22 protein-coding genes and 1 pseudogene are annotated in these 21739 nt (G+C 69.9%); 12 read left to right on the top strand and 11 right to left on the bottom strand.

Going from position 1 to position 21739, the window contains the following annotated elements:
- Positions 1-3 precede the first annotated feature (3 nt).
- Both HDA41_RS25650 and mca read right to left on the bottom strand, forming a co-directional pair.
- A complete protein-coding gene (locus HDA41_RS25650; protein ID WP_184987572.1) occupies positions 4-273 on the bottom strand; it encodes a hypothetical protein in 270 nt (89 codons plus the stop codon).
- Positions 266-1147, bottom strand: a complete 882-nt coding sequence (gene mca, locus HDA41_RS25645; protein WP_184987570.1) for a mycothiol conjugate amidase Mca — start codon at positions 1145-1147, stop codon at positions 266-268. The genes HDA41_RS25650 and mca overlap by 8 nt, the downstream gene beginning before the upstream one ends.
- A gap of 147 nt (positions 1148-1294) precedes the next feature.
- On the opposite strand from mca, the gene HDA41_RS25640 reads away from it, so the two are divergent.
- Both HDA41_RS25640 and greA read left to right on the top strand, forming a co-directional pair.
- A complete protein-coding gene (locus HDA41_RS25640; protein ID WP_184987568.1) occupies positions 1295-1693 on the top strand; it encodes a DUF4307 domain-containing protein in 399 nt (132 codons plus the stop codon).
- 179 nt (positions 1694-1872) lie between these two features.
- On the top strand, positions 1873-2370 hold the full coding sequence (greA, locus tag HDA41_RS25635; RefSeq protein WP_184987566.1) for a transcription elongation factor GreA: 498 nt from the start codon (positions 1873-1875) through the stop codon (positions 2368-2370).
- A 58-nt stretch (positions 2371-2428) separates the two neighbouring features.
- Here greA and HDA41_RS25630 read toward each other — a convergent pair whose 3' ends face one another.
- From HDA41_RS25630 to ilvA, 3 genes are all read right to left on the bottom strand, one after another.
- The gene (locus HDA41_RS25630) at positions 2429-3286 is read right to left on the bottom strand and encodes an ABC transporter permease (protein ID WP_184987564.1); all 858 of its coding nucleotides are present in this window, start codon (positions 3284-3286) and stop codon (positions 2429-2431) included.
- A complete protein-coding gene (locus HDA41_RS25625; RefSeq protein ID WP_184987562.1) occupies positions 3283-4260 on the bottom strand; it encodes an ATP-binding cassette domain-containing protein in 978 nt (325 codons plus the stop codon). Before HDA41_RS25625 ends, HDA41_RS25630 begins: the two co-directional genes overlap by 4 nt.
- Before the next feature lie 149 nt (positions 4261-4409).
- Complete coding sequence (gene ilvA, locus HDA41_RS25620; RefSeq protein WP_184987560.1) at positions 4410-5639, bottom strand: threonine ammonia-lyase; 1230 nt, start codon at positions 5637-5639, stop codon at positions 4410-4412.
- Positions 5640-5802: 163 nt separating this feature from the next.
- Between ilvA and HDA41_RS25615 the strand changes: the two genes are divergently transcribed.
- From HDA41_RS25615 to HDA41_RS25605, 3 genes are all read left to right on the top strand, one after another.
- The gene (locus HDA41_RS25615) at positions 5803-6309 is read left to right on the top strand and encodes a MarR family winged helix-turn-helix transcriptional regulator (RefSeq protein WP_184993733.1); all 507 of its coding nucleotides are present in this window, start codon (positions 5803-5805) and stop codon (positions 6307-6309) included.
- Between the two features lie 257 nt (positions 6310-6566).
- A complete protein-coding gene (locus HDA41_RS25610; RefSeq protein ID WP_184987558.1) occupies positions 6567-7070 on the top strand; it encodes a sigma factor-like helix-turn-helix DNA-binding protein in 504 nt (167 codons plus the stop codon).
- A gap of 70 nt (positions 7071-7140) precedes the next feature.
- Entirely contained in the window at positions 7141-7392 is a 252-nt protein-coding gene (locus HDA41_RS25605; RefSeq protein ID WP_184987556.1) for a hypothetical protein, read from the top strand.
- Positions 7393-7408: 16 nt separating this feature from the next.
- On the opposite strand, the gene HDA41_RS25600 is transcribed toward HDA41_RS25605, so the two are convergent.
- The gene (locus HDA41_RS25600) at positions 7409-8563 is read right to left on the bottom strand and encodes a cystathionine gamma-synthase (protein WP_184987554.1); all 1155 of its coding nucleotides are present in this window, start codon (positions 8561-8563) and stop codon (positions 7409-7411) included.
- A 130-nt stretch (positions 8564-8693) separates the two neighbouring features.
- On the opposite strand from HDA41_RS25600, the gene HDA41_RS25595 reads away from it, so the two are divergent.
- From HDA41_RS25595 to HDA41_RS25575, 5 genes are all read left to right on the top strand, one after another.
- Positions 8694-9815: a hypothetical protein gene (locus HDA41_RS25595; RefSeq protein ID WP_184987552.1), complete on the top strand. Its 1122-nt coding sequence runs from the start codon at positions 8694-8696 to the stop codon at positions 9813-9815.
- Between the two features lie 148 nt (positions 9816-9963).
- Positions 9964-10632 carry a peptide-methionine (S)-S-oxide reductase MsrA gene (gene msrA / locus HDA41_RS25590; RefSeq protein WP_184987550.1) on the top strand — a complete coding sequence of 223 codons (669 nt, stop codon included), beginning with the start codon at positions 9964-9966 and terminating at the stop codon, positions 10630-10632.
- Positions 10629-10907 carry a DUF3885 domain-containing protein gene (locus HDA41_RS25585; RefSeq protein ID WP_230299426.1) on the top strand — a complete coding sequence of 93 codons (279 nt, stop codon included), beginning with the start codon at positions 10629-10631 and terminating at the stop codon, positions 10905-10907. Before msrA ends, HDA41_RS25585 begins: the two co-directional genes overlap by 4 nt.
- Positions 10908-11163: 256 nt before the next feature.
- Positions 11164-12270, top strand: coding sequence for an AI-2E family transporter (locus tag HDA41_RS25580; RefSeq protein WP_184993731.1), 1107 nt, complete (start codon positions 11164-11166; stop codon positions 12268-12270).
- Positions 12271-12381: 111 nt separating this feature from the next.
- The gene (locus HDA41_RS25575; protein ID WP_184987548.1) at positions 12382-13113 is read left to right on the top strand and encodes a DUF4389 domain-containing protein; all 732 of its coding nucleotides are present in this window, start codon (positions 12382-12384) and stop codon (positions 13111-13113) included.
- A gap of 29 nt (positions 13114-13142) precedes the next feature.
- Here the strand turns inward: HDA41_RS25575 and HDA41_RS25570 are convergent, their stop codons facing one another.
- Positions 13143-13526 carry a VOC family protein gene (locus HDA41_RS25570; RefSeq protein ID WP_184987546.1) on the bottom strand — a complete coding sequence of 128 codons (384 nt, stop codon included), beginning with the start codon at positions 13524-13526 and terminating at the stop codon, positions 13143-13145.
- A 230-nt stretch (positions 13527-13756) separates the two neighbouring features.
- Here HDA41_RS25570 and HDA41_RS25565 point away from each other — a divergent pair.
- A pseudogene (locus tag HDA41_RS25565) lies at positions 13757-14014 on the top strand (iron chelate uptake ABC transporter family permease subunit); the annotation flags it as partial.
- Between the two features lie 66 nt (positions 14015-14080).
- Here the strand turns inward: HDA41_RS25565 and HDA41_RS25560 are convergent.
- On the bottom strand, positions 14081-15121 hold the full coding sequence (locus HDA41_RS25560; protein WP_184987544.1) for an NAD(P)-dependent alcohol dehydrogenase: 1041 nt from the start codon (positions 15119-15121) through the stop codon (positions 14081-14083).
- A gap of 179 nt (positions 15122-15300) precedes the next feature.
- Between HDA41_RS25560 and HDA41_RS25555 the strand changes: the two genes are divergently transcribed.
- Entirely contained in the window at positions 15301-16227 is a 927-nt protein-coding gene (locus HDA41_RS25555; protein WP_184987542.1) for a helix-turn-helix transcriptional regulator, read from the top strand.
- Positions 16228-16241: 14 nt separating this feature from the next.
- On the opposite strand, the gene HDA41_RS25550 is transcribed toward HDA41_RS25555, so the two are convergent.
- From HDA41_RS25550 to HDA41_RS25540, 3 genes are all read right to left on the bottom strand, one after another.
- Positions 16242-16754 (bottom strand): hypothetical protein, encoded by a 513-nt coding sequence (locus tag HDA41_RS25550; RefSeq protein WP_184987540.1) that lies wholly within the window; start codon positions 16752-16754, stop codon positions 16242-16244.
- A 77-nt stretch (positions 16755-16831) separates the two neighbouring features.
- Positions 16832-20146: a S8 family peptidase gene (locus HDA41_RS25545; RefSeq protein ID WP_184993729.1), complete on the bottom strand. Its 3315-nt coding sequence runs from the start codon at positions 20144-20146 to the stop codon at positions 16832-16834.
- A gap of 318 nt (positions 20147-20464) precedes the next feature.
- A complete protein-coding gene (locus HDA41_RS25540; RefSeq protein WP_184987538.1) occupies positions 20465-21727 on the bottom strand; it encodes a L,D-transpeptidase in 1263 nt (420 codons plus the stop codon).
- Positions 21728-21739 lie beyond the last annotated feature (12 nt).

The raw sequence follows: 21739 nt of genomic DNA, 5'->3' as shown, positions 1-21739 counted from the left end.
GTGTCAGCTCTGCTGCTGCTTGCCCTGGCCGGAGGTCTCCGCGTCCGCCGGCTCCGGCTCCGGCTGCTCGGCCTTGGGGTCCGGGACCTGGGTGAAGTCGACCCTGTTCATGTGCCGGCTCATGGACTTCATCAGGGCCCACACGGCCAGGGCCATCGCCGCGAAGACGATGAAGCCGAGGACGCCGGGGGTGACCTTGTCCTCGTCGACCTCCTTGGCGAAGGAGACGAGGTGCGTCATTGCCAGGCTTGCGCTTGCGCTCATGTCAGGCATTGTCGCGGACGCCCGCGAAGAGGTCGTCCTCGGGGAGGGAGGTATCGACGAGGGACTTCGCCAGCTCGTACTCCTCCGTCGGCCAGACCTCCTTCTGGATGTCCATCGGGACCTTGAACCAGCCGCCGTCGGGGTCGATCTGCGTGGCGTGCGCGATCAGCGCCTTGTCGCGGATCTCGTAGAAGTCGCCGCAGGGGACGTGCGTGGTGAGCGTGCGCTCCTTCATGCCGAACTCCTCCCAGCGCTTGAGCCAGTCCCCGTAGGGCGACTCCATGCCCCGGTCGAGCATCGCCTGGTGCAGCGCCTCGGTGCGGGGGCGGTTGAAGCCCTGGTTGTAGTAGAGCTTCTGCGGCTGGTACGCGGGGCCGTACTCGGCCTCCGGGTACTTCTCGGTGTCCGCCGCCCCCTCGAACGCCACCATCGAGATCTTGTGGGTCATGATGTGGTCGGGGTGCGGATAGCCGCCGTTCTCGTCGTAGGTGGTGATCACCTGGGGACGGAAGGCACGGATCTTGCGCACCAGCTCACCGGCCGCGTGGTCGACGTCCTCCAGGGCGAAGCAGCCCTCCGGCAGCGGCGGCAGCGGGTCGCCCTCGGGCAGGCCCGAGTCGACGAAGCCGAGCCACTCCTGCTTGACGCCCAGGATCTCCCGGGCCTCGTCCATCTCCTTCTTGCGTACCTCGTGGATGTGCTCCTCGACGTACCTGTCCCCCTGGAGCTTCGGGTTGAGGATGGAGCCGCGTTCCCCGCCCGTGCAGGTCACGACCAGCACGTCCACCCCCTCGGACACGTACTTGGCCATGGTCGCCGCGCCCTTACTCGACTCGTCGTCGGGGTGGGCATGGACGGCCATCAGTCGCAACTGGTCAGTCAAGACTCAATCCTCAGTAAGTCGGCGCCCTGTGTGCCTCGGCGCAATCAGCGGCTTCTATAGTGACCGAAACGGGGGGCGAATAATTCCGGGACCGGGTCCCGGGCCCCCTTACGGGACGTTCGTCCCGGCCCTGTCTGGAGGACGATCATGAGTACGGCGAGCACGCGACTGCCCGAGGGGCGTTACGGCCGTTCCTCGGACGAGCGCGCCGACCGCACGCTCAAGGTCGTCGGCGCCGTCCTCGCGGCGGCGCTGCTGGGTCTCGTCGGCTGGTTCGGCTACCACTACGTCGCCCAGAACGAGATCAGCGCCGAGGTGATCAGCTTCGAGCCCGGCAAGGACTCCGTGCGGGTGCACCTGGAGGTCCGCAAGGACGCCGGCACCGGCGGCTACTGCACCGTGCGCTCGCAGGCCGAGAACGGCGCCGAGGTGGGCCGGGCCGATTTCCGCTTCGACGGGGACGCCACCCGCATCGACAAGGTCGTCACGCTCCGTACGACCTCCCCGGGGACGACGGCCGAGCTGCTGGGCTGCCACACCGGCTGAGACCCCGCCGGAGTCACCTGCAATACGTGGGCGCTGACCTGCGTTGACGCGAAACTGGTGGCTTATGTCCTCCCCCTTCCGCTCCTGAATTGTTAGGCTCGTGGTTTCGCCCATCCGTGAAGGAACATGCTTCTGGGTAGGGCGATGCTTTGTATTCCCAGTACCTACGAGGAGCACCTGTGACCCAGACCAGCGAGAACGTCACCTGGCTGACCCAGGAGGCGTACAACAAGCTCAAGGCTGAGCTTGAGTACCTTACTGGTCCCGCGCGGGCGGAGATCTCCGCGAAGATCGCCGCCGCGCGCGAGGAGGGCGACCTGCGTGAGAACGGCGGGTACCACGCAGCCAAGGAGGAGCAGGGCAAGCAGGAACTCCGTGTGCGCCAGCTCACCCAGCTCCTCGAGAACGCCAAGGTCGGCGAGGCGCCCGCGGCGGACGGCGCCGTGGCGCCCGGCATGGTCGTCACGATCGCGTTCGACGGTGACGAGGACGACACGCTGACGTTCCTGCTCGCCTCACGCGAGTACGCGAGCGCCGACATCGAGACGTACTCGCCGCAGTCCCCGCTGGGCACCGGCGTGATCGGCCACAAGGTCGGCGAGGACGCGCAGTACGAGCTGCCCAACGGCAAGAAGGCCACGGTGAAGATCCTCAAGGCCGAGCCGTACGAGGGCTGAACCACCCCGGCCGATGTCTTGGTCCGCCCCCGGTGCCCTCGCGGTACCGGGGGCGCTGTCATGCCGTCGCGGAGCGGTACTTGCGCACCGCCAGCGTCCTGAAGACGACCAGGATCAGGATCGAGTAGATCAGCGAGGCCCAGACGGGGTGCTGCATGGGCCAGGCGTCCGACTGTGACTGGCCCGGGTTGCCGAACAGCACGCGGCAGGCCTGGACCGTGGCGCTGAAGGGGTTCCACTCGGCGATGTGGCGCAGCCACGGGGTCATGTGGCTGGTGTCCACGAACGCGTTGGAGATGAACGTGACCGGGAAGAGCCAGATCAGCCCGCTGGACGTGGCCGCCTCCGGGGTCCGGACGGACATGCCGATCAGGGCGCCGATCCAGGTGAACGCGTAGCCGAGCAGGAGCAGCAGGCCGAAGGCCCCGAGCACCTTGCCGACGTTGGTGTCGCCGTCCGACCCGACGCGCCAGCCGACCAGGAGGGCGACGACCGCGAGGACGACCAGGGTGAGGGCCGTCTGCACGGAGTCGGCGAGGGTGCGCCCGGTGAGGACCGCGCCGCGTGCCATGGGCAGGGAGCGGAAGCGGTCGATGAGGCCCTTGTGCATGTCGTCGGCGATACCGGCGCCGGAGCTGGCGGTGGCGAACGTGACGGTCTGCGCGAAGATGCCCGCCATCAGGAAGTTCTTGTAGTCGACGGCGCTGGTGCTGCTGCCGATCTGCATGGAACCGCCGAAGACGTAGGTGAACAGCACCACGAACATGATCGGCTGGATCAGCCCGTAGATGATCATCTCCGGGATCCGGGACATGCGGATCAGGTTGCGTTTCGCGACGACCAACGAGTCGCGGATGGACTGGCTGACCGGGTTCGCGGCCGGCGCGACCCGCACGGTGTCGGTGACGGCGCTCACTTCGCGGCCTCCTTGTCGTTCTCCTCGTTCTTCGCCTCGGCCACGTGACCCGTCAGCGACAGGAAGACGTCGTCGAGGGTCGGCCGGCGCAGGCCGATGTCGTCGATCTCGATGCCCCGGGTGTCCAGTTCGCGGATGACCTCGGCGAGGAGCTTGGCGCCGCCGGTCACGGGCGCGGTGAGCTTGCGCATGTGCTCCTCGACCGTGGTGTCGCCCTTGCCGAAGCCGGCGAGCACCTCGGCCGCGGCCTGGATGTGCTCGCGCTCGTGCACCACGACCTCGACGCGCTCGCCGCCGGTGCGGGCCTTGAGCTGGTCGGAGGTGCCCTGGGCGATGACCCGGCCGTGGTCGACCACCGCGATGTCGTGCGCCAGGTGGTCGGCCTCTTCCAGGTACTGCGTGGTCAGCAGCAGCGTCGTGCCGCCGGAGACCAGTTGCTTGATGACCTCCCACAGCTGCTGGCGGTTGCGGGGGTCGAGGCCGGTCGTCGGTTCGTCCATGAACATCACGGGCGGCGAGACGACGAGGGCCGCCGCGAGGTCGAGCCGGCGGCGCATGCCTCCGGAGTAGGTCTTGGTGGGGCGGTCGGCCGCGTCCGCGAGGTGGAACTGCTCCAGCAGCTCGGCCGCGCGCTCCTTCGCCGCCTTGGCCTTCATCTGGTAGAGCTGGCCGACCATCTGGAGGTTCTCCCGGCCGGTCAGGTACTCGTCGACGGCCGCGAACTGGCCGGACAGGCCGATGGAGCGGCGGACTGCGTCGGGCTGTTCGAGCACGTCGATGCCCGCGACGACCGCCCGTCCGCTGTCGGGGCGCAGCAGGGTGGTCAGGCAGCGGACGGTGGTCGTCTTGCCCGCGCCGTTCGGCCCGAGCAGGCCGAGGACCGTGCCTTCGGGCACGTCGAGGTCGACGCCGTCCAAGGCCTTGACGTCGCCGAAGGTCTTGACCAGACCTTCGGCATAGATGGCGCCTGGCATATGAGTTCTCCACGTCTTCGGGGATCGCCGGACAGGTGCTTCACGGTTCGCACGAGACACACCATAACGCGATGTATCGCGTCTCACAACGGGGTTTTCCGCGTTGCGCTCCTACGACGAAAGGATCTTGAACCCGGCTCCGCAGGCGGTCAGCCCATGACCGTGTAGCCCGCCTCGCGCAGCGCCTGGCCCACCTCGGCGCAGTGCGCCGGGCCCTTCGTCTCCAGGTGCAGCTCGACCTCCGCCTCCGTGAGCCCGAGCCGTGGGTCGGTCCGTACATGGCTCACATCGAGGACGTTAGCGTCGACCACTGACAACACGCCCAGGAGTGTGGCCAGAGCGCCGGGCCGGTCCGTCAGCCGCAGCCGGACGGCCAGGTAGCGGCCCTGCGCGGCCATGCCGTGCCGCAGCACCCGCTGCATCAGCACGGGGTCGACGTTGCCGCCGGACAGCACCGCGACGACCGGGCCCTCGAAGGAGCCGGGCCGGCTCAGCAGCGCCGCGACCGGGCTGGCCCCGGCCGGCTCCACGACCAGCTTGGCCCGCTCCAGGCACAGCAGCAGCGCGGCGGACAGCTCGTCCTCGCTGACCGTGCGCACCTCGTCGACCAGGTCGCCGACGATCCCGAACGGCACGTCGCCGGGCCGCCCGACCTTGATGCCGTCGGCCATCGTCGCCGGGTTCTCGACCGTGACGGGCCGGCCCGCCGCCAGCGAGGGCGGATAGGCCGCCGCGCCCTCCGCCTGGACGCCCACGATCCGCACGTCCGGCCGCAGGGCCTTCGCCGACACCGCGATCCCGGCGGCCAGCCCGCCACCGCCGATGCCGACGACGATCGTGCGCACCTCCGGGCACTGCTCCAGGATCTCCAGGCCGACCGTGCCCTGACCCGCGATGATGTCGGGGTGGTCGAAGGGGTGGATGAACACCGCGCCCGTCTCGGCCGCGTACTCCTGCGCGGCGGTCAGCGTCTCGTCGACCACCTGGCCGTGCAGCCGCACCTCCGCCCCGTAGTCCCGGGTGGCGCTGACCTTGGGCAGCGGGGCGCCCTTCGGCATGAACACCGTGGAGCGCACGCCGAGCAGCGCGGACGCCAGGGCGACGCCCTGCGCGTGGTTGCCGGCGCTCGCCGCGACGACCCCGGCGGCGCGTTCCTCGGGCAGCAGACCCGCGATCCGGACGTAGGCGCCGCGCAGCTTGAACGAACCGGTCCGTTGGAGGTTCTCGCACTTGAGATGCACCGGCGCGCCGACCATCTGGGACAGGTGCCTGCTGCCCTCCATCGCGGTCACCCGCGCCACGCCCGAAAGCATCTTCTGTGCGCCGCGCACGTCGTCGAGGGTGACGGGCCGCAAGGAGTCAGCCGTGCTGTAGCTCATGACTCCAGCATCGCAGTTCACGGGTGGGAACGGCTGTTGTGACCAACCTCCGAGACCCGCTTTGCGCAGCCCCGGTACGGCCCGCGCCCCGGCCGCGTACCCTGTCCCCCAATCAGCCAGCCCTCCACGAAGTGAGCCCCCGGCCATGCCCACAACACCTGAAATGTCGATGGACATGACGACCGTCGGTGACACCGGTCTTCTCGACACCCTCCAGCACGAGGTGGCGGTGTTCGCCCGCCGTGCCGAACAGACCCGTCTCGGCGGGGTCGGACAGGTGCGCAACTCCATGGACCGCGCCGCGTACCTGCTGCTCAACCGTCTCGACAAGGAAGGCCCGATGGGCGTCAAGGCCCTCGCCGCGAGCATGGGGATCGACTCCTCGACGGTCACCCGGCAGGTGGCTCCGCTCGTCGACACCGGCCTGGTCAAGCGCACGTCGCACCCCGAGGACGGGCGGGCGGTGGTGCTCCAGCTGTCTCCGCGCGGGCAGGCGCGACTGGAGGAAGTGCGCTCGTCGCGGCGGCAGTTGATGGCCGAGCTGACCGAGGACTGGGAGCCGGAGGAGCGCGAGGCGTTCTGCTCGCTCCTCACGCGCTTCAACAGCGCGCTGTCCGCCCGGATGGCGGTGTCGGGGGTACCGGCGCCGGAGGCGCAGTCGCCGTCCTGAGCGCCGTACGACGCGACTTCTGGGCGCCGTTCGCTGTCGGGGCGCACGTGGGGCGGTGGTCGGTCGGGCCCGGGCGGGACGCTTGGCCGCGGGGCCACCCGCGTCGGCTCGGTCATCCGCCGTCCCTACCTGGTGCGCGGCTCTTGACCGCGGGGCTGACCCTGGCCTGATATGAGACCGGGTCCCGTCGTACGCGGCCGTCACGCCCGTACCCGGCCGGCCCGCATCCTCAGGGTCGCCGTCGGGCGGGAGGCGTGGTGCGACAACGGCATGCGTCCCAGGTGACCCGGCGCGCCCGGGAGTTCGAGGCGTTCGTCGCGGGCGCGGCCGGGCGGCTGCTGCACGCCGCGACCCTGCTCACCGCGGAGGCCCCGGACGACAACCCCCGCGCACGGCGCCTGCTGACGCGATCGCTGGCGCATACGTACGCGTGCTGGGACCGGCTGCGCGGCGAGGATCCGTACGACCGCACGCGGCAGTATCTGGCCACCCGCTTCGCGCGCGGCGCGTGGCATCACCACGGCGGCCTCGGCCGCTCCCGGCCGCACCCGGCGAGTCCCCTGGCCCCGCTCACCCCGCAGGAGCGGCTGATCCTGGTGCTCAGGCTCTACGAAGGCGTCGCCGAGGAGCAGACGGCGGCCCTGCTCGGCCTGTCCGCGGAGCGCGTACGGGCCGTCTGCCACCGGGCGACGACGGCCCTGCTGCACCGCTCGCGGGGCCAGGCACCGGCGGGGAAGGCCGCGAAGGCGGTGCCGTCATGAGCCCTGCGGACCGGAAACCTCTCGGCGCGCCCCGTCACGACGACCGGCCTCCCGGCGAACGGAGGCGGGCATGAGCGGGAACGACCGCGATGCGGCCGTGCGGCGGCTGCTGGAGCAGGGATCGTCGCGGTCCGTGCCGCCCGGGATCCACGCGGAGGCGGTGCGCCGGGGCGGCCGGATGCTGCGGCGCAGGGCGGTCGCTCGGCGCCTGCTGTGGCTGCTGGTGTTCGCGGCGGCCGTGGCGTTCACGGTGTGGGCGCTGACGGCCCGCCCGTGGGCGGAGCCGCCGTCGGACACGACTCCACCCCTCACCGGCTGGTGACCCCGCCGGGGGTGTCCTAGCCGAGCGCCTGCTGGAGGTCTTCCAGCAGATCGTCGGCGTTCTCGATGCCGACGGACAGCCGCACCAGGTCGCCGGGCACCTCCAGGAGCGAGCCGGCCGCGGAGGCGTGCGTCATCCGGCCGGGGTGCTCGATCAGCGACTCGACGCCGCCCAGGGACTCGCCCAGCGTGAAGACCTTGGCGCGGTTGCAGATCTCGACGGCCGCCTCCTCGCCGCCCGCCACGCGGAAGGAGACCATGCCGCCGAACGACCTCATCTGCTTGGCGGCGACCTCGTGGCCGGGGTGCTCCGGCAGGCCCGGGTACAGCACGCTCGTCACGCGCGCGTGCCGGGTGAGCATGTCGGCGACCTTGGCGGCGTTCTCGCTGTGCCGGTCCATGCGCACCGCGAGCGTCTTGGTGCCGCGCAGCACCAGCCAGGAGTCGAAGGGCCCGGCGACCGCGCCCATCGCGTTCTGGTGGAAGGCCAGCTCCTCACCCAGGTCCGGGTCGTCCGTGATCAGCGCACCGCCGACGACGTCCGAGTGGCCGCCCATGTACTTGGTCAGCGAGTGCACGACGACGTCCGCGCCGAGCGCCAGCGGCTGCTGGAGGTAGGGCGTGGCGAAGGTGTTGTCGACGACGAGACGGGCGCCCGCGTCCCGGGTGACCTGGGCGAGGGCGGCGATGTCCGTGATGCCGAGGAGCGGGTTGGAGGGGGTCTCCACCCACACCGCCTTGGTCTTCGGGGTGATGGCGGCCCGTACGGCGGCCGGGTCGCTCGTGTCGGCGACCGACCACTGAACGCCCCAGCGGGCGACGACCTTGGCGAACAGGCGGAACGTGCCGCCGTAGGCGTCGTTGGGGATGACCACGTGGTCGTCGGGGCTGAGCAGCGTACGCAGCAGGCAGTCCTCGGCCGCCAGCCCGGACGCGAACGCGAGACCGCGGCGGCCGCCCTCCAGGGCGGCGAGGTTCTCCTCCAGCGCGGTCCTGGTCGGGTTGGCGCTGCGGCTGTACTCGTAGCCGCCGCGCAGACCGCCGACGCCGTCCTGCTTGTAGGTCGACACCTGGTAGATCGGCGGGACGACCGCGCCCGTCAGGGGATCGGCGGTGTTGCCCGCGTGGATCGCGAGCGTCTCGAAGTGCTGACTGATATGCCTGTCGCTCATGGGGACCGAGGGTAGTGCGCCGACGCGATGAGTGCCGGGGGACGAGGCGACACGGGCCCTGGAGCCGGGTTTTCCACAGGTTCACGGATCAGGTTGGCCAATTGTCGGCGCGGTCTGGTTCGCTTGTTGCATGGAGATTCTCTGGGTCCTGATCGCACTGGTCATGCTGGGCTTCGTGCTGCTTCCCTTCCTGCGGCGCAGGCGCGGGGGCGCGATCGGGCTGGTCTCGCCCGACCACCCGGACGCGGCGGACCCGGCGAACTACGGCTTCGTCCGCGAGGAGGAGCTGGACATCCGCATGCCCGGCCCCGACCAGGACCTGCTGGACGTCCTGGACGTGGTGCAGCGCACGCAGGACTTCCGCGCGGCACAGCAACTCCTCGCCGGCACGGAGACGGAGGGCGAGCGGCGCTGGCAGCGTGTGCAGGCCTTCGCGGGTGCGGCCTCGCTGGAGCTCTCTCAGCGGCCCGGCGGGGGGAGCGAGGCGCCGGGCGGGCAGTGGCTGCGGGTGTGGCGGGCCGAGGCGCCCAAGGACGCGGGCGGGGCCGCGGTGCACGCCGAGTTCCTGGTGCAGCAGGCGTGGCGGACGGCGACGCCCGGGACGGACGAGTTCCGGATCATCATGGAGGAGGCGAGGACGGCGTGCGGCGAGGCGGCGCTGCTGGCCCCCGGCGACCCGATCCCCTACATCGTGGAGCTGTCGGTGGCCCGGGGACTCGCCTACTCCCAGAAGGACTTCGAGCAGGTCTGGCTGAAGATCCTGGACCGCGCCCCGGCCCACATGGGAGCGCACCTGGCCGCGCTGCACTACTGGTGCGAGAAGTGGCACGGCTCGCGTGAGCTGGCGTACGAGTTCGCGGAGGCCGCGGCGGCCCGCGCGCCCAAGGGCTCCCTCCTGGCGGCGATGCCCCTGTTCGCGGTGTTCGAGCACCTCCCCGAGGTGACCCTGGTCAGCAGCTTCTGGCAGACCGAGGTCGTCACGAAGGCGGTCCACGGCGCGCTGCACGCGGTGCATTCGGCCCGCTCCGACGACCCGATGCTGGCGCATGTGCGGCACATGCTGGTCTTCTTCCTGGTCCGCGGCGAGCGCTGGTCGGAGGCCATGAACCAGCTGGTGCACATCGACGGCCATGTCGGCGCCCTCCCCTGGACCCTGTCCGCCGACCCGGCGGCGGAGTTCGCGGTGTACCGGGCCCTGGCGGTGGCAGGCTACGAGGCGAACGGCGGCAACCCGGCGAGCCTGCCGCACTGACGCCGGCTCCGGCCGCCCGCCGCTTCCCACCGCGCGACGTGCGGGCTCCGACCACCCCTGGGCACGGGCCCCGGCCGGAATTCCCCCGGCCCCCCACACGTTGAACGTGGCGTCGCCCCGCGTGGGTGTCGCGTCGATTGGAGACCGCATGTTCCTGCACAGCCGTACGCCCCAGCTGCCGACTCCCGAGCAGGCGCTGCCCGGTCGCCCGGAGCCGGCGTTCACGGTCCCCGACCGGCACACCGTGCTCGGCAACCCGCTGCTCGGCCCGTACCCCGAGGGTCTGGAGACCGCCGATTTCGGCCTGGGCTGCTTCTGGGGCGCGGAGCGCAAGTTCTGGCAGCTCCCGGCAGGGGTGTGGACGACCCTGGCCGGCTACCAGGGCGGTTACACGGAGAACCCCACGTACGAGGAGGTCTGCTCGGGCCTGACCGGCCACACGGAGGTCGTCCGCGTGGTCTACGACCCGAAGCTGATCTCGTACGAGGGCCTCCTGAAGACGTTCTGGGAGTCCCACGACCCCACGCAGGGCTTCCGCCAGGGCAACGACGTGGGCACGCAGTACCGCTCGGCGATCTACACCCACACCCCCGAGCAGGCCGCCACCGCCAAGTCCTCCCGCGACTCCTACCAGAAGGTCCTCACCTCTTCCGGCTACGGCGACATCACCACGGAGATCGTCCCGGCGGAGGGCCGCCCGTTCTACCCGGCGGAGGGCTACCACCAGCAGTACCTGGACAAGAACCCGGCGGGTTACTGCGGCATCGGCGGTACGGGCGTGTCCTGCCCGATCGGCGTGGCCAAGGCCGACGGGTGAGCACTGGCGTCACACCGACACTGCTGGCGGAGTTCCACACCCACACGCGCCTCTACGCCGATGGGCGCCGGTGGCGGCACGGCTGCGCCGATGACCTGCTACGCGCCGTCGCCGACGAGACGCTCGTGGAGGTGTTCATCACGGACACGGGACTTCGACGCATCCACCCTCCGTACGACGGCGGCGCAGACGTCATCCTCACCACGCCTGCCGAGCGAGACCAGCTCCGCTACCGGCACGCCGCCTGGCTCTCCAGCCACCCTGCTGGCCTGTGACCAGCGGGAACTGCGCGTGGTCGGCGCGGCACCGCACCGGAGCGGCCTCGCGACGAGCCTCCTGCTCGGGCCGTCGCGCGCCTTGAAGGACGCCGTTCCGACAGCCCGGCGCCAGGGGTTGCAGTGGCGGTCTACGTCGCCAAGTACGTGACCGAAGCAGCGGACTGGGCATGTGAGGAGTCACGCGGGGCTTGAACAGGGCACCACTGGAACCCAGTGGGTGCAGGGGCAATAAGGTGCCTCCGTGACTGCGCCCTTGAGTTCCACGAAGACCCGTGACGCGCTGCGGATATCGGCACGCGTCTCCGCAGAGTTGCTGCTGGTGCTGACCATGGCGGCGGTGGCGCTGTGGCTGCTGGGCCGGATGTGGTCGGTGGTCTGGCCGCTCGTGGTCGGGCTGCTGCTGACCACACTGACCTGGCCCATGGCCCGTTTGCTGCGTCGTCGCGGGTGGCCGCCCGCGCTCGCCGCGTCGGTCGTGACCGTGCTGTTCCTGCTGGTCTCCGCGGGTGTCGTGGCGCTGATCGCCGTGCCGGTGGCGTCCCAGTCCGGTCAGCTGACCGACGGCGTGGTCGAGGGCATCCAGAGGCTGCGCGAGTGGGCCGCCGGGCCGCCGTTGAACATCGGTGACGCCCAGATCAACAAGGCCTTCGACACCGCGGTCGCCCGCGCTCAGGAGGGCCTCGGCAGCATGGTCGGCGCTGTCGTCACGGGCGTGAGCACCGTGGTGAACGGCTTGGTCACCACCGTTCTCGCCCTCTTCCTGATGTTCTTCTTCCTCAAGGACGGCCCGCGGTTCCTGCCGTGGCTGTCCCGCCAGCTGCCCGGCCGGCTCTCCGCCGACGTCCCGACCGTGTTCGAGCGCGGCTGGAACACGCTGGGTTCCTTCGTACGGTCCCAGGCGGCCGTCGGCCTGCTCGACGCCGTGCTGATCGGACTGGGCCTGTGGATCCTGGGCGTACCGCTGGTGCTCCCGCTGGCGGTGCTCACCTTCGTCTCCGCGTTCGTGCCGATCATCGGCGCCCTGTTCGCCGGCTTCGTCGCGGTCCTGATCGCACTCGTCTCCAACGGCCTGACGGACGCGCTGATCGTGCTGGCCATCATCGTCGTGGTGCAGCAGCTCGAGGGCAACGTGTTCCAGCCCATGATCCAGAGCCGTGGGCTCGGCCTGCACGCCGCCGTGGTGTTGCTGGCGGTGACGCTGGGCGGCAGTCTGGCCGGCATCGTGGGCAGTCTGCTGGCCGTCCCGGTCGCCGCGCTGATCGCGGTGGTCTGGAACTACGTGCGCGAACAGCTCATCGATCCGCCGCAGGACCCGGACGGCAGCGACGAGCCGGACAGCGCCGCCCCCGTTCCGTCGTAACGGTCGCGGACGCGCGAACGATCGCGGACGGTCCCGGACGCGCGAACGGCCCCGCCCAGGTCGCGGGACTCCCCCTCGCTTGCGAGCCTGCAGGCGAAGGGAGTCTGCCCCATGGTTCCTGTCACAGCGTCACCCGTACGCCTCGAAGCCTCCATCGACGCCCGGTTGTCCCGATGGCTGTGGCTGGTGAAGTGGCTGCTCGCCGTCCCGCACTACATCGTGCTGTTCTTCCTGTGGATCGGGTTCGTCCTCGTGAGCGTCGTCGCGTTCTTCGCCATCCTGTTCACCGCCCGGTATCCCCGGCCCCTCTTCGACTTCAACGTCGGCGTCCTGCGGTGGAACTGGCGGGTCAGCTACTACGCCCACACCGCGCTCGGCACCGACCGGTACCCGCCGTTCACCCTCGCCGACGTGCCGGACTACCCGGCCCACTTCGACGTCTCCTATCCCGAGCGGCTCTCTCGCGGCCTGGTCCTGGTCAAGTGGTGGCTGCTGGCGATCCCGCAGTACATCGTCGTCGCGATGTTCGTGGGCGGCGGCTGGGGCTGGGGCCGGGACGACGGGGACGGCTGGCGGGGTGGCAGTGGGCTGGTGCCGTTCCTCTCCCTGGTCGCGGTGGTCGTCCTGCTGTTCACCGCCCGCTATCCGCGGCACCTCTTCGACTTTCTGATCGGCCTCGCCCGCTGGTGCGCCCGGGTGACCGCCTACGCCGCCCTGATGACCGACCGGTACCCGCCGTTCCGCCTCGACATGGGCGGCCAGGAGCCCCCCGACCAGGGACCACTGGACAAGACTCCTGACCAGGGGCCGCTGACCAAGGGCCCCACCGGCATGCAGCCGTAACCGGCATGTGGCCGTACCGGCCCGGAAGGTCAGCCGCCGCTGCCGTACGGCCGGGTGATGATCTCCAGGCGGTGGCCGTCGGGGTCGTCGAAGTACGCGCCGCGGCCGCCGTCGTTGTGGTTGATCTCGCCGGGACGGCTGTGGAACGGATCCGCCCAGTACGTCAGACCGGCCTTTTGGATCCGGGCGAAGATCTGGTCGAACTCGTCCTCCGAGACGAGGAAGGCGTAGTGCTGCGGCGTGATGGCGCCGGGGCTGTCCATGTAGTCGAGCGTCACGCCGTTGGAGATCTCGACCGGCAGGAACGGGCCGTAGGGCGGGCTCACGTCCAGCCCGAGGATGTCGGCGAGGAACCGGGCCGATAGGCGCTTGTCGCGCGCGGCAACGATCGTGTGGTTCAGCTGCACGGTCATGGTGTGCCTCCCCTCCCGACCCACCCTACTCCCGCACGAACTAAGGTAAGGCTGACCTTAGTTTTCTGATCGGAGTGCCTGTGCGTGCAGTGGGATCGAGAGCCGCTCTGGCCCTGGCCGTCGCCGGAGGGCTGCTGGCCGGCTGCTCCTCGCCGGGCGGCGGCAGCGGAAGCGGCAAGCAGGGTGACGGTTCGCGCAACCAGGTCATCGGCGCCTCCGAAGGCTCCGCGGGTGTCGTGCTCGCGGCGACGGCGACCGGCGCGGCCGGCCCGATCGGTTTCATCGCGCTGACCGCTCCACAGCTGGCGAGACGGCTCACACGTACGCCGCACCTCCCGCTGCTCTCCTCGGCGCTGACAGGGGCCGTCGTGCTGGTCGGCGCCGACCTGGTGGCCCGTACGCTGCTGCCGCCGCTGGAGATCCCGGTCGGCGCGCTCACCTCGCTCGTGGGCGGGCCGTATCTGCTGTGGCTGCTCGGACGACGCTAGGGGGTGTCCGCACAAGCCCAGGGCCCCGGCACACGGCCGGGGCCCTGCCTCACTGCGCGATACGGATCAGATCGTCGCCGTGTCGATCACGAACCGGTAGCGCACGTCGCTGGCGACCACGCGCTCGTACGCCTCGTTGATCTGGTCACCGCGGATCAGCTCGATCTCGGCGCCGAGGCCGTGCTCGGCGCAGAAGTCCAGCATCTCCTGGGTCTCCGCGATGCCGCCGATCATGGAACCGGCGAGGCTCTTGCCACCGCCGATCACCGAGAAGAGGTTGAGGGCGATGGGCTCCTCGGGGGCGCCGACGTTGGCCAGCGTGCCCTCGGTCTTCAGCAGCGAGAGGTAGGCGTTGAAGTCCAGCGGCGCCGAGACCGTGGAGACGATCAGGTCGAAGGTGCCGGCCAGCTCCTCGAAGGTCTTCGGGTCGCTGGTGGCGTAGTAGTGGTCCGCGCCCAGCTTCAGGCCGTCCTCCTGCTTGCGCAGGGACTGCGACAGCACGGTCACCTCGGCGCCCAGCGCGTGCGCGATCTTCACGCCCATGTGGCCGAGGCCGCCCAGGCCGACGATCGCGACCTTCTTGCCGGGGCCGGCGCCGAAGCGCTTGAGCGGGGAGTAGAGGGTGATGCCCGCGCACAGCAGCGGCGCGGCGACGTCGAGGGAGAGGCCGTCGGGGACGCGGACGACGAAGTTCTCGTCGACGACGACCTTCTGCGAGTAGCCACCGTAGGTGGGCTCGCCGTCCTTGCCTATGCCGTTGTACGTCGGGACGTTGCCCTGGACGCAGTACTGCTCGCGCCCGGCCTTGCAGTTCTCGCACTCGCGGCAGGAGTCGACCATGCAGCCGACGCCCACGCGGTCGCCGACGGCGAACTTCGTGACGCCCGGACCGACCTCGGAGACGACACCGGCGATCTCGTGGCCGGGGACCATCGGGAAGATGCCCTCGCCCCAGCCCTCGCGGGCCTGGTGGATGTCGGAGTGGCAGATACCGGCGAACCTGATGTCGATCAGGACGTCGAACTCGCCGACCTCGCGGCGCTCGATGGTGGTGCGCTCCAGGGGAGCCTTGGGCGCGGGGGCGGCGTACGCAGCAACAGTGGTCATGCCGGGGGTTCTCCTAGCGAGGTTCCGTGCCCGGCTGCCTTCTGATGTTCCGACCGGGCACGATCACCACCGTGCCAAACCCGCGCGTGTTTACCCAGACCACGCTTTTGCGTACGCACAGCGTGCGTACCACTGGCGGGGTCAGGCTCGTGTACGTACGACCGTGAATACTGGACGGCATGGACGAACAGCCCGAACCCGCACAGGAGCCCGCACCTCAGACCGGCGGGGGCCTGGACCGGCGTGCCGAACTCAGTGAGTTCCTGCGCACCCGGCGTGCCCGGCTGAAGCCGGAGGACGTGGGGCTGCCCGACTTCGGGCGGCGTCGGGTGCCGGGGCTGCGCCGTGAGGAGCTGGCTCAGCTGGCCGGGGTGTCCGTGGCGTACTACACACGGCTGGAGCAGGGCAACGGGCGCAACGTCTCGGCGGAGGTGCTGGACGCGATCGCGCGCGCCCTGCGGCTGACCGGCGCCGAGCACGCCCACCTGATGCACCTGGCGAAGCCGAAGCAGCACAAGAAGAAGCAGGCGGCGCGCACCCAGCAGGTACGGCCGGCGTTGCGGCACCTGCTGGACTCGATCGACACCGTCCCGGCGTACGTCGTCGGGCGCCGCTCGGACATCCTGGCCTGGAACCGGATGGCCGCGGCCCTCTTCGGCGACTGGGCGGAGCTGCCGGCGCCCGAGCGGAACTGGGCGCGGCTGGTGTTCCTCAGGCCCGACTACCGCGAGCTGTTCGTCGAGTGGGACCAGAAGGCGTCCGACATCGTCGGCTATCTGCGCATGGACGCGGGCTGCCATCCGGACGACCCGCGGCTGTCCGGCCTGGTGGGCGAACTCTCCGTGAAGAGCGAGGAGTTCCGCCGGCTGTGGGCCGCGCACGACGTCAAGGAGAAGAGCTACGGCGTCAAGCGGATGCGGCACCCGCTGGTCGGCGACCTGACCCTGTCCTTCGAGACGTTCCGCCTGGTCGACGACGCCGAGCAGTCCCTGCTCACGTACCACGCGGAACCGGGCTCCGCGTCGGCGGAGGCGCTGCGGCTGCTGGCGAGCTGGGGGGCGGACGCGGCTCGCTCGGGCACCAGGGCTTCGACGCAGTCGGAGTGAGCGACGTCTCCGCCTCACTCGGCGACGCCGAGATCCTCCCGCATCAGTCTGCGCATCGCGGACAGCCGCGGCTCGGCCTCCTTCAGTTCGAGGAGGGCGCCCTCGGCGCTCTCGCCGTCCCGGGCCACGCCACGATCGAACCGCTTGACCGCCGCGTCGATGCCCGCGAGGACCTCGTTCACCGACCGTGAGGCCTCCAGGATGCGCTCGGGGACGATCATCTGGGCCTGCGCGTACCGGTCCCGGTAGTCGCGCCGTGTCTCTTCCAGCTGGTCGCGTTCGGCGTCGCCGTAGACCTCGTCGCGCAGGCGGTGCAGGGCGTCCTTCAGGAGGGTGTGGAACTGGCGTGAGGCCCGGTTCATCGCCGTGTACGTGTCCCTGCGCTCCTCGAACCGCCGCCGCTCCTCGCCGGCCCGGGTCTCCTCCTCCCGCTGCCGTACGGTCAGCCGCTGGCTGAGCACCGGCGCGAAGAGCGTGCCGAGGACGCCCACGACGGCGGTGATCATGGCGGTCACTGCGGCAGTCATACGAGGCCCTCCTGATGCGGCGGGGCCCGTCGGGAGCCGAAGCTCCCGACGGGCCCGTGACGGACGTGCCCTACGGCCTACTTGCCGTAGTAGGCGTTGTAGATCGAGACCGTCGACTTGTTGCCCTTCTTGTCGGCGATCTTGGCGTGGAAGGAGATGGCCTTCCCCTTCGCCGGGTTCTTGAAGCTGACCTTGCCCTTCTTGACGGTCAGCTTCTTCCAGGTCTTGCCGTAGTCGTACGAGACGTACACCGCCAGCGACTTCAGGTTGCTGCCCTTGGCCGCGCCCTCGACGGTGACCGGGACGCTGACCGTCTTGCCGGCCGGGACCTTGCTGTCCAGCCCCGTGGCCGCGTTGAAGCGGGCCGTGGAGGCGGGCAGCTGCTTGAGGCCGTCGGTCTTCTTGGAGCGGAACGTCCAGCTGGCGTCGATGCGGGTGGAGGCCGCCGCGACCTTGACGCTGCGCTTGACCGACGTCGTCAGCTTGTACTCGGCGTCACCGGCCGGGACCTTGAACTGCTTCTCGCCGAACAGCGGGTCGTTGTTGCTGCCGACCTTCTTGCCGTTGCGGTAGAGCGTCGTGTCGACCGCGGAGAAGGTCGAGTAGCCCGCGTTGCCCTTGCCGTCCGCGAACAGCGGCAGGGAGCCGTAGAGCTGGTTGCCCTCACGGAAGAGGCCGAAATCGGCGTTGATCCGCGGCCCGAAGACGGCCGTGTTGACGGTCTTCGAGTAGGTCTTGCCGGCGGCGAACTTCTGCGTGCCCAGCGTGTAGCCGGCCTCGTCGATCGGGAAGCCGTCCGCGTCGACACCGCCGTACTGGGCGAACTCGAGGTCCCACTGCACGCCGCCCGCGGTGGACAGGTGCAGCGTCCGCGTGCCGGGCAGAGACTGCTCGATGCCGATCGAGGTGGCTCCGCTGCTCCAGGGCATCCAGCCCACGGCGCTGATCGAGCCCTTCTTGCCCTTCGCCGCAGCGCCGAGGCCCGCCTTCACCGTGGCGAGCTCGCTCGCCTTGTAGTGCTTGGTGTAGCCGGTGGCGAGCTGCTTGACCTTGCCGCCGCCGGTGACGTCGTACTGCTCCTTGTCACCCTTGGTCCAGTGGCCGTCCCACTGCTGGGTCACCGAACCGTCGGTGATCTGCGGGCCGACGTGCGCGGTGCGCAGGTCGGCGAAGGAGTCGAGCATCCAGCCGAAGCCGTAGCTGCTGTCCTTCGTCTCCACCGTGTAGTCGGCATAGGCGAACTCCGACTTGGCGGCCTTGTCCGGCACGGTGATGTTCACCGGCTTGGCCTTGCGGGCGTCCACGGTGACCGTCGTGTTCTTGGTGACGTTCATCTTGGGCTGGGCCAGCCAGTCGGCACCCTGGAACTTCTCCGGGTCGTCGCCCGCGTAGACGTTCGTGTTGAGGACGTAACCGCCCTTGGGCACACGGGTGGTGACGGTGCCGTCCGCGTCGTACGGCGAGAAGAACTTGCCCTTGCCCAGGCCCGAGACGGCGGCCAGGTCGGCGCTGTAGTTCTTGGCGGGCTTGCCGTCACGGTCGAGGAACTTCAGCGTGACGTCGTACGACTCGACCTCGCGCTGCACCGCGGCGGCCGTGCGGACGGTCTGGCCGCCGCCCGTCGCCGTCACGTACGACGAGTAGGCGCCGTCGACCGTGCCGCCCAGCTTGGTGTTCACGGTGAACGGGACGGAGGCCTTGCCGCCGGCCGGGACGGTCACCGAGGTGGCACCGAGCTTGAAGAAGCCGGCCGGAGCGGCCTGGCCCTTCGGGTTGGTGGCGGTCGACGTCAGCTTCAGCGTGACGTCCTTCGTACCGAGGTTGCGGTACGTCAGTTCCTTGCTGACCGGCTTGTCGTCGGTGTGCGGCCACTGCTGGACGCCGAAGCTCACGGACGCCGGGTCGCCGATCACGGACTGCTTGATGGCCTTGTCGACCTGGATACGGCCCGTACCCTGCTGGAACGGCGTGTACTTGCCGCCCTTCGTGGAGCCCGTGAGGGCGCCCTTCAGCTCGGCGTACTTCCAGGCCGGGTGCTGCTGCTTGAGCAGTGCCGCGGCGCCCGCGACGTGCGGGGTCGCCATCGACGTGCCGGAGATCGTCATGTAGCCGGCCGGCTTCTCGCCGACCTCGGCGGCTATCTGGTTGCCCGGGGCGGAGGCCGCGGTGATGTCCACGCCGGGCGCGGTCACGTCGGGCTTGAGGGCGCCGTCCATGCCGGGGCCACGGCTGGAGAAGTCGGCCAGCACGTCCTTGTCGTCGACCGCGCCGACGGTCAGGGCCGCGGCGGCGCTGCCCGGGGAGCCGATGGTCTGCTCGCCGAAGTCGCCCTCGTTGCCGGCCGCGATGGCGAACAGGATGCCCTTCTCCTCGGACAGCTTGTTCACCGCCGCTTCCAGCGGGTCGATCGCGGGCGTGTCGCCGCCGCCCAGGCTCATGTTGACGACGTCGGCGCCCTGCGCGGCGGCCCACTCGATGCCGGCGAGGACCTCGGAGTCGCTGCCGTAGCCGCCGTCGTCGAGCACCTTGCCGTTGAGGATCTTCGCGCCGGGCGCGACACCCTTGTACTTGCCGCCGGACTTCGCGCCGGTGCCGGCCGCGATGGAGGCGACGTGCGTGCCGTGTCCGACCTTGTCGGTGGTGTCGGGCGAGGTGGTGAAGTTCTTGGCGCCGATCACCTGGCCCTTGAGGTCGGCGTGGGTGGCGTCGACACCGGTGTCCAGGACGGCGATCTTCACGCCCTTGCCGTCGTAGCCGGCCGCCCAGGCCTTGGGGGCACCGATCTGCGGGACGGACTTGTCGAGGCTGGCCTTGCGGACGCCGTCGAGCCAGACGTGCGCGATGCCGGAGGCGGTCTTGTCGCCGTTGGTGACCGCGTCCCACAGCTCGGGCGCGTCCTCCTGCGGCGTCTGCACGGCGTCCGCGTTCACGGACTTCAGAGAGTGGCTCAGCCGGCCCGCGTCGCGGACGTCGGCCTTGGTGGCCGCGGCGCTGCCCTGGTAGCCGACGATGACCTTCAGGCCCTTCTTCTGGGCCTTGCGGGTCGCGGACCTGTTGAGCTCGGTGACGTCGAAGAGCCGCTGGTCGAGCTTGCCGGTGGCGACCAGACGGGCCGCGTCGGCCGGGATCACGAGCGTGTGGCCGTCGAGCTTGCGGACCTGGACGGGAATGTCCTCGCGTCCCTTGGCCCGCTCCAGGCCGATGACCCGGCCCTTGGCGTCCAGGACGACCCGGTCACCGGTGATCAGCGTGATGCGCTGCTTGGCGGTGACCGACGCCTGCTTCGTGGCTGCGGTCGTCTGCTCGCCGTTCGCCGACGCCGGGCTGGTCATTCCCGCCGCCAGGGCCACGGCTGCCGCTGTGGCGACCGTGGCCGCGCACGCCCTTTTCACTTGTCTGCGCAAGTTTCCCCCTTGCAGAAGTACCGGGCGAATTCCCCGTTCACCCGGCCGGGGGTGGTCTCGTACGCATGGGCGTACACCCCCCGGAACACGCAGTATGCCGAGGGGTGATCAGGCACTCAAGAGATGAGAGGACGGTAAGAGATCCGTCGGCAGGCTGTTACACGGCTGCCGGAACTCCGTTACAGGGCAGGACGCTTGAGCACGCGTGTTCTCCTTGACAAAAGTGGCGGGGAGAAGCAGGAAGCCGCCGCCCGCCCCGGAAAACGGGGGCAGAGCGACGGCTCGCTGCGTGCGGCTACGGGGTCGTCAGAGCTCCGAACCGGCCTTCCAGTCGGCCCAGCTCATGTTCCATCCGTTGAGCCCGTTGTCCGGCGCGATGGTCTTGTCGCCGGTGTTCTCGACGACCACCACGTCACCGATCATCGAGTTGTTGTAGAACCACGCGCCCGGGGTGTTCGGGTTGTCGGCGCCCTTCGCGTCCTGGAGACCGACGCAGCCGTGGCTCGTGTTCACGTTGCCGAAGATGGACTTCGCGCCCCAGTAGTTGCCGTGGATGAAGGTGCCGGAGCTGGACAGGCGGATGGCGTGCGGCACGTCCTTGATGTCGTACTCACCCTTGCCGTCGTCGTCCGTGAAGCCCACGGTCGCGCCGTTCATGCGCGTCTCCTTGAACTTCTCGGACATCACCATGACGCCCTCGTAGGTCTTGTTCTCCGGCGAGCCGGCGGAGATCGGGATCGTCCGGACGACCTTGCCGTCCTGCGTGATCTTCATCTGCTTGGTCTTCGCGTCGACGTACGAGACCTGGTTGCGGCCGATCTTGAACGTGACCGTCTTCTGCTGGACGCCGTAGACACCCTCGGCACCCTGGACACCGTCGAGCGCGAGCTTCAGCGTGACGGTGGAGCCTTCCTTCCAGTAGTCCTCGGGGCGGCAGTCCATGCGGTTGGCGTTGAACCAGTGGCAGGCGACCTCCTGGCCGCTGGTCGTGCTGACCTTGATGCCCTTCTGGACGGCGGCCTTGTTGGTGATCGCCTTGTCGAAGTTGATCGAGACCGGCATTCCGACGCCGACGGTGGCGCCGTCGTCCGGAGTGAAGGTGCCGATGAAGCTGTTGGCCGGGGAGACCGTGGTGAACGAGGCGTTCTCGTGGGCGACGCGGCCCTCGGAGTCCTTCGCCTCCGCCGCCAGCTTGTAGGTGGTGGAGCGCTCCAGCTGCGTGCTGGGCTTCCAGCTGGTCTTGTCGGCGGATATCTCGCCGCTGACCTCCGTGCCGTCGGACGTCGTCATCTTGACGCTCGTGAGCGTGCCCTTGCTCACGGTGACGGCGGCGGAGTTGTTGATGGAGGCGTTGTCGGAGCCGTCCTCGGGCGTGATCTTGATCTGCGCCTCGGAGGCCTTCTTGGCCGCGGCCTCGTCGACCTTGGACTGGGAGCTGTCGCCGCCGCCCCCGGAGGCGCTGTCGCCGCCGCCGGAACAGGCCGAGAGCACCAGCACTCCGCCGAGCAGTGCGGACGCGACCGTCAGGCCCCTGCGCCGCTTGCTGACCGTCATCACACGCTTCTCCATCGTTGCTGATTT

Source organism: Streptomyces caelestis (assembly GCF_014205255.1).
GTDB lineage: Bacteria > Actinomycetota > Actinomycetes > Streptomycetales > Streptomycetaceae > Streptomyces > Streptomyces caelestis.
The sequence above is the reverse complement of the archived record's forward strand: the minus strand, read 5'-3'. Positions and strand labels throughout refer to the sequence as shown.

What these genes read in the sequence shown, in the direction of transcription:
- HDA41_RS25540 (WP_184987538.1), bottom strand. Translation starts at nt 21,727, where the DNA reads ATGGAGAAGCGTGTGATGACGGTCAGCAAGCGGCGCAGGGGCCTGACG.
- HDA41_RS25560 (WP_184987544.1), bottom strand. Translation starts at nt 15,121, where the DNA reads ATGACCACTGTTGCTGCGTACGCCGCCCCCGCGCCCAAGGCTCCCCTG.
- HDA41_RS25605 (WP_184987556.1), top strand. Translation starts at nt 7,141, where the DNA reads ATGAGCGGGAACGACCGCGATGCGGCCGTGCGGCGGCTGCTGGAGCAG.
- HDA41_RS25550 (WP_184987540.1), bottom strand. Translation starts at nt 16,754, where the DNA reads ATGACTGCCGCAGTGACCGCCATGATCACCGCCGTCGTGGGCGTCCTC.
- HDA41_RS25625 (WP_184987562.1), bottom strand. Translation starts at nt 4,260, where the DNA reads ATGCCAGGCGCCATCTATGCCGAAGGTCTGGTCAAGACCTTCGGCGAC.
- HDA41_RS25650 (WP_184987572.1), bottom strand. Translation starts at nt 273, where the DNA reads ATGCCTGACATGAGCGCAAGCGCAAGCCTGGCAATGACGCACCTCGTC.
- HDA41_RS25555 (WP_184987542.1), top strand. Translation starts at nt 15,301, where the DNA reads ATGGACGAACAGCCCGAACCCGCACAGGAGCCCGCACCTCAGACCGGC.
- HDA41_RS25575 (WP_184987548.1), top strand. Translation starts at nt 12,382, where the DNA reads ATGGTTCCTGTCACAGCGTCACCCGTACGCCTCGAAGCCTCCATCGAC.
- ilvA (WP_184987560.1), bottom strand. Translation starts at nt 5,639, where the DNA reads ATGAGCTACAGCACGGCTGACTCCTTGCGGCCCGTCACCCTCGACGAC.
- HDA41_RS25615 (WP_184993733.1), top strand. Translation starts at nt 5,803, where the DNA reads ATGTCGATGGACATGACGACCGTCGGTGACACCGGTCTTCTCGACACC.
- HDA41_RS25600 (WP_184987554.1), bottom strand. Translation starts at nt 8,563, where the DNA reads ATGAGCGACAGGCATATCAGTCAGCACTTCGAGACGCTCGCGATCCAC.
- HDA41_RS25640 (WP_184987568.1), top strand. Translation starts at nt 1,295, where the DNA reads ATGAGTACGGCGAGCACGCGACTGCCCGAGGGGCGTTACGGCCGTTCC.
- HDA41_RS25570 (WP_184987546.1), bottom strand. Translation starts at nt 13,526, where the DNA reads ATGACCGTGCAGCTGAACCACACGATCGTTGCCGCGCGCGACAAGCGC.
- HDA41_RS25595 (WP_184987552.1), top strand. Translation starts at nt 8,694, where the DNA reads ATGGAGATTCTCTGGGTCCTGATCGCACTGGTCATGCTGGGCTTCGTG.
- msrA (WP_184987550.1), top strand. Translation starts at nt 9,964, where the DNA reads ATGTTCCTGCACAGCCGTACGCCCCAGCTGCCGACTCCCGAGCAGGCG.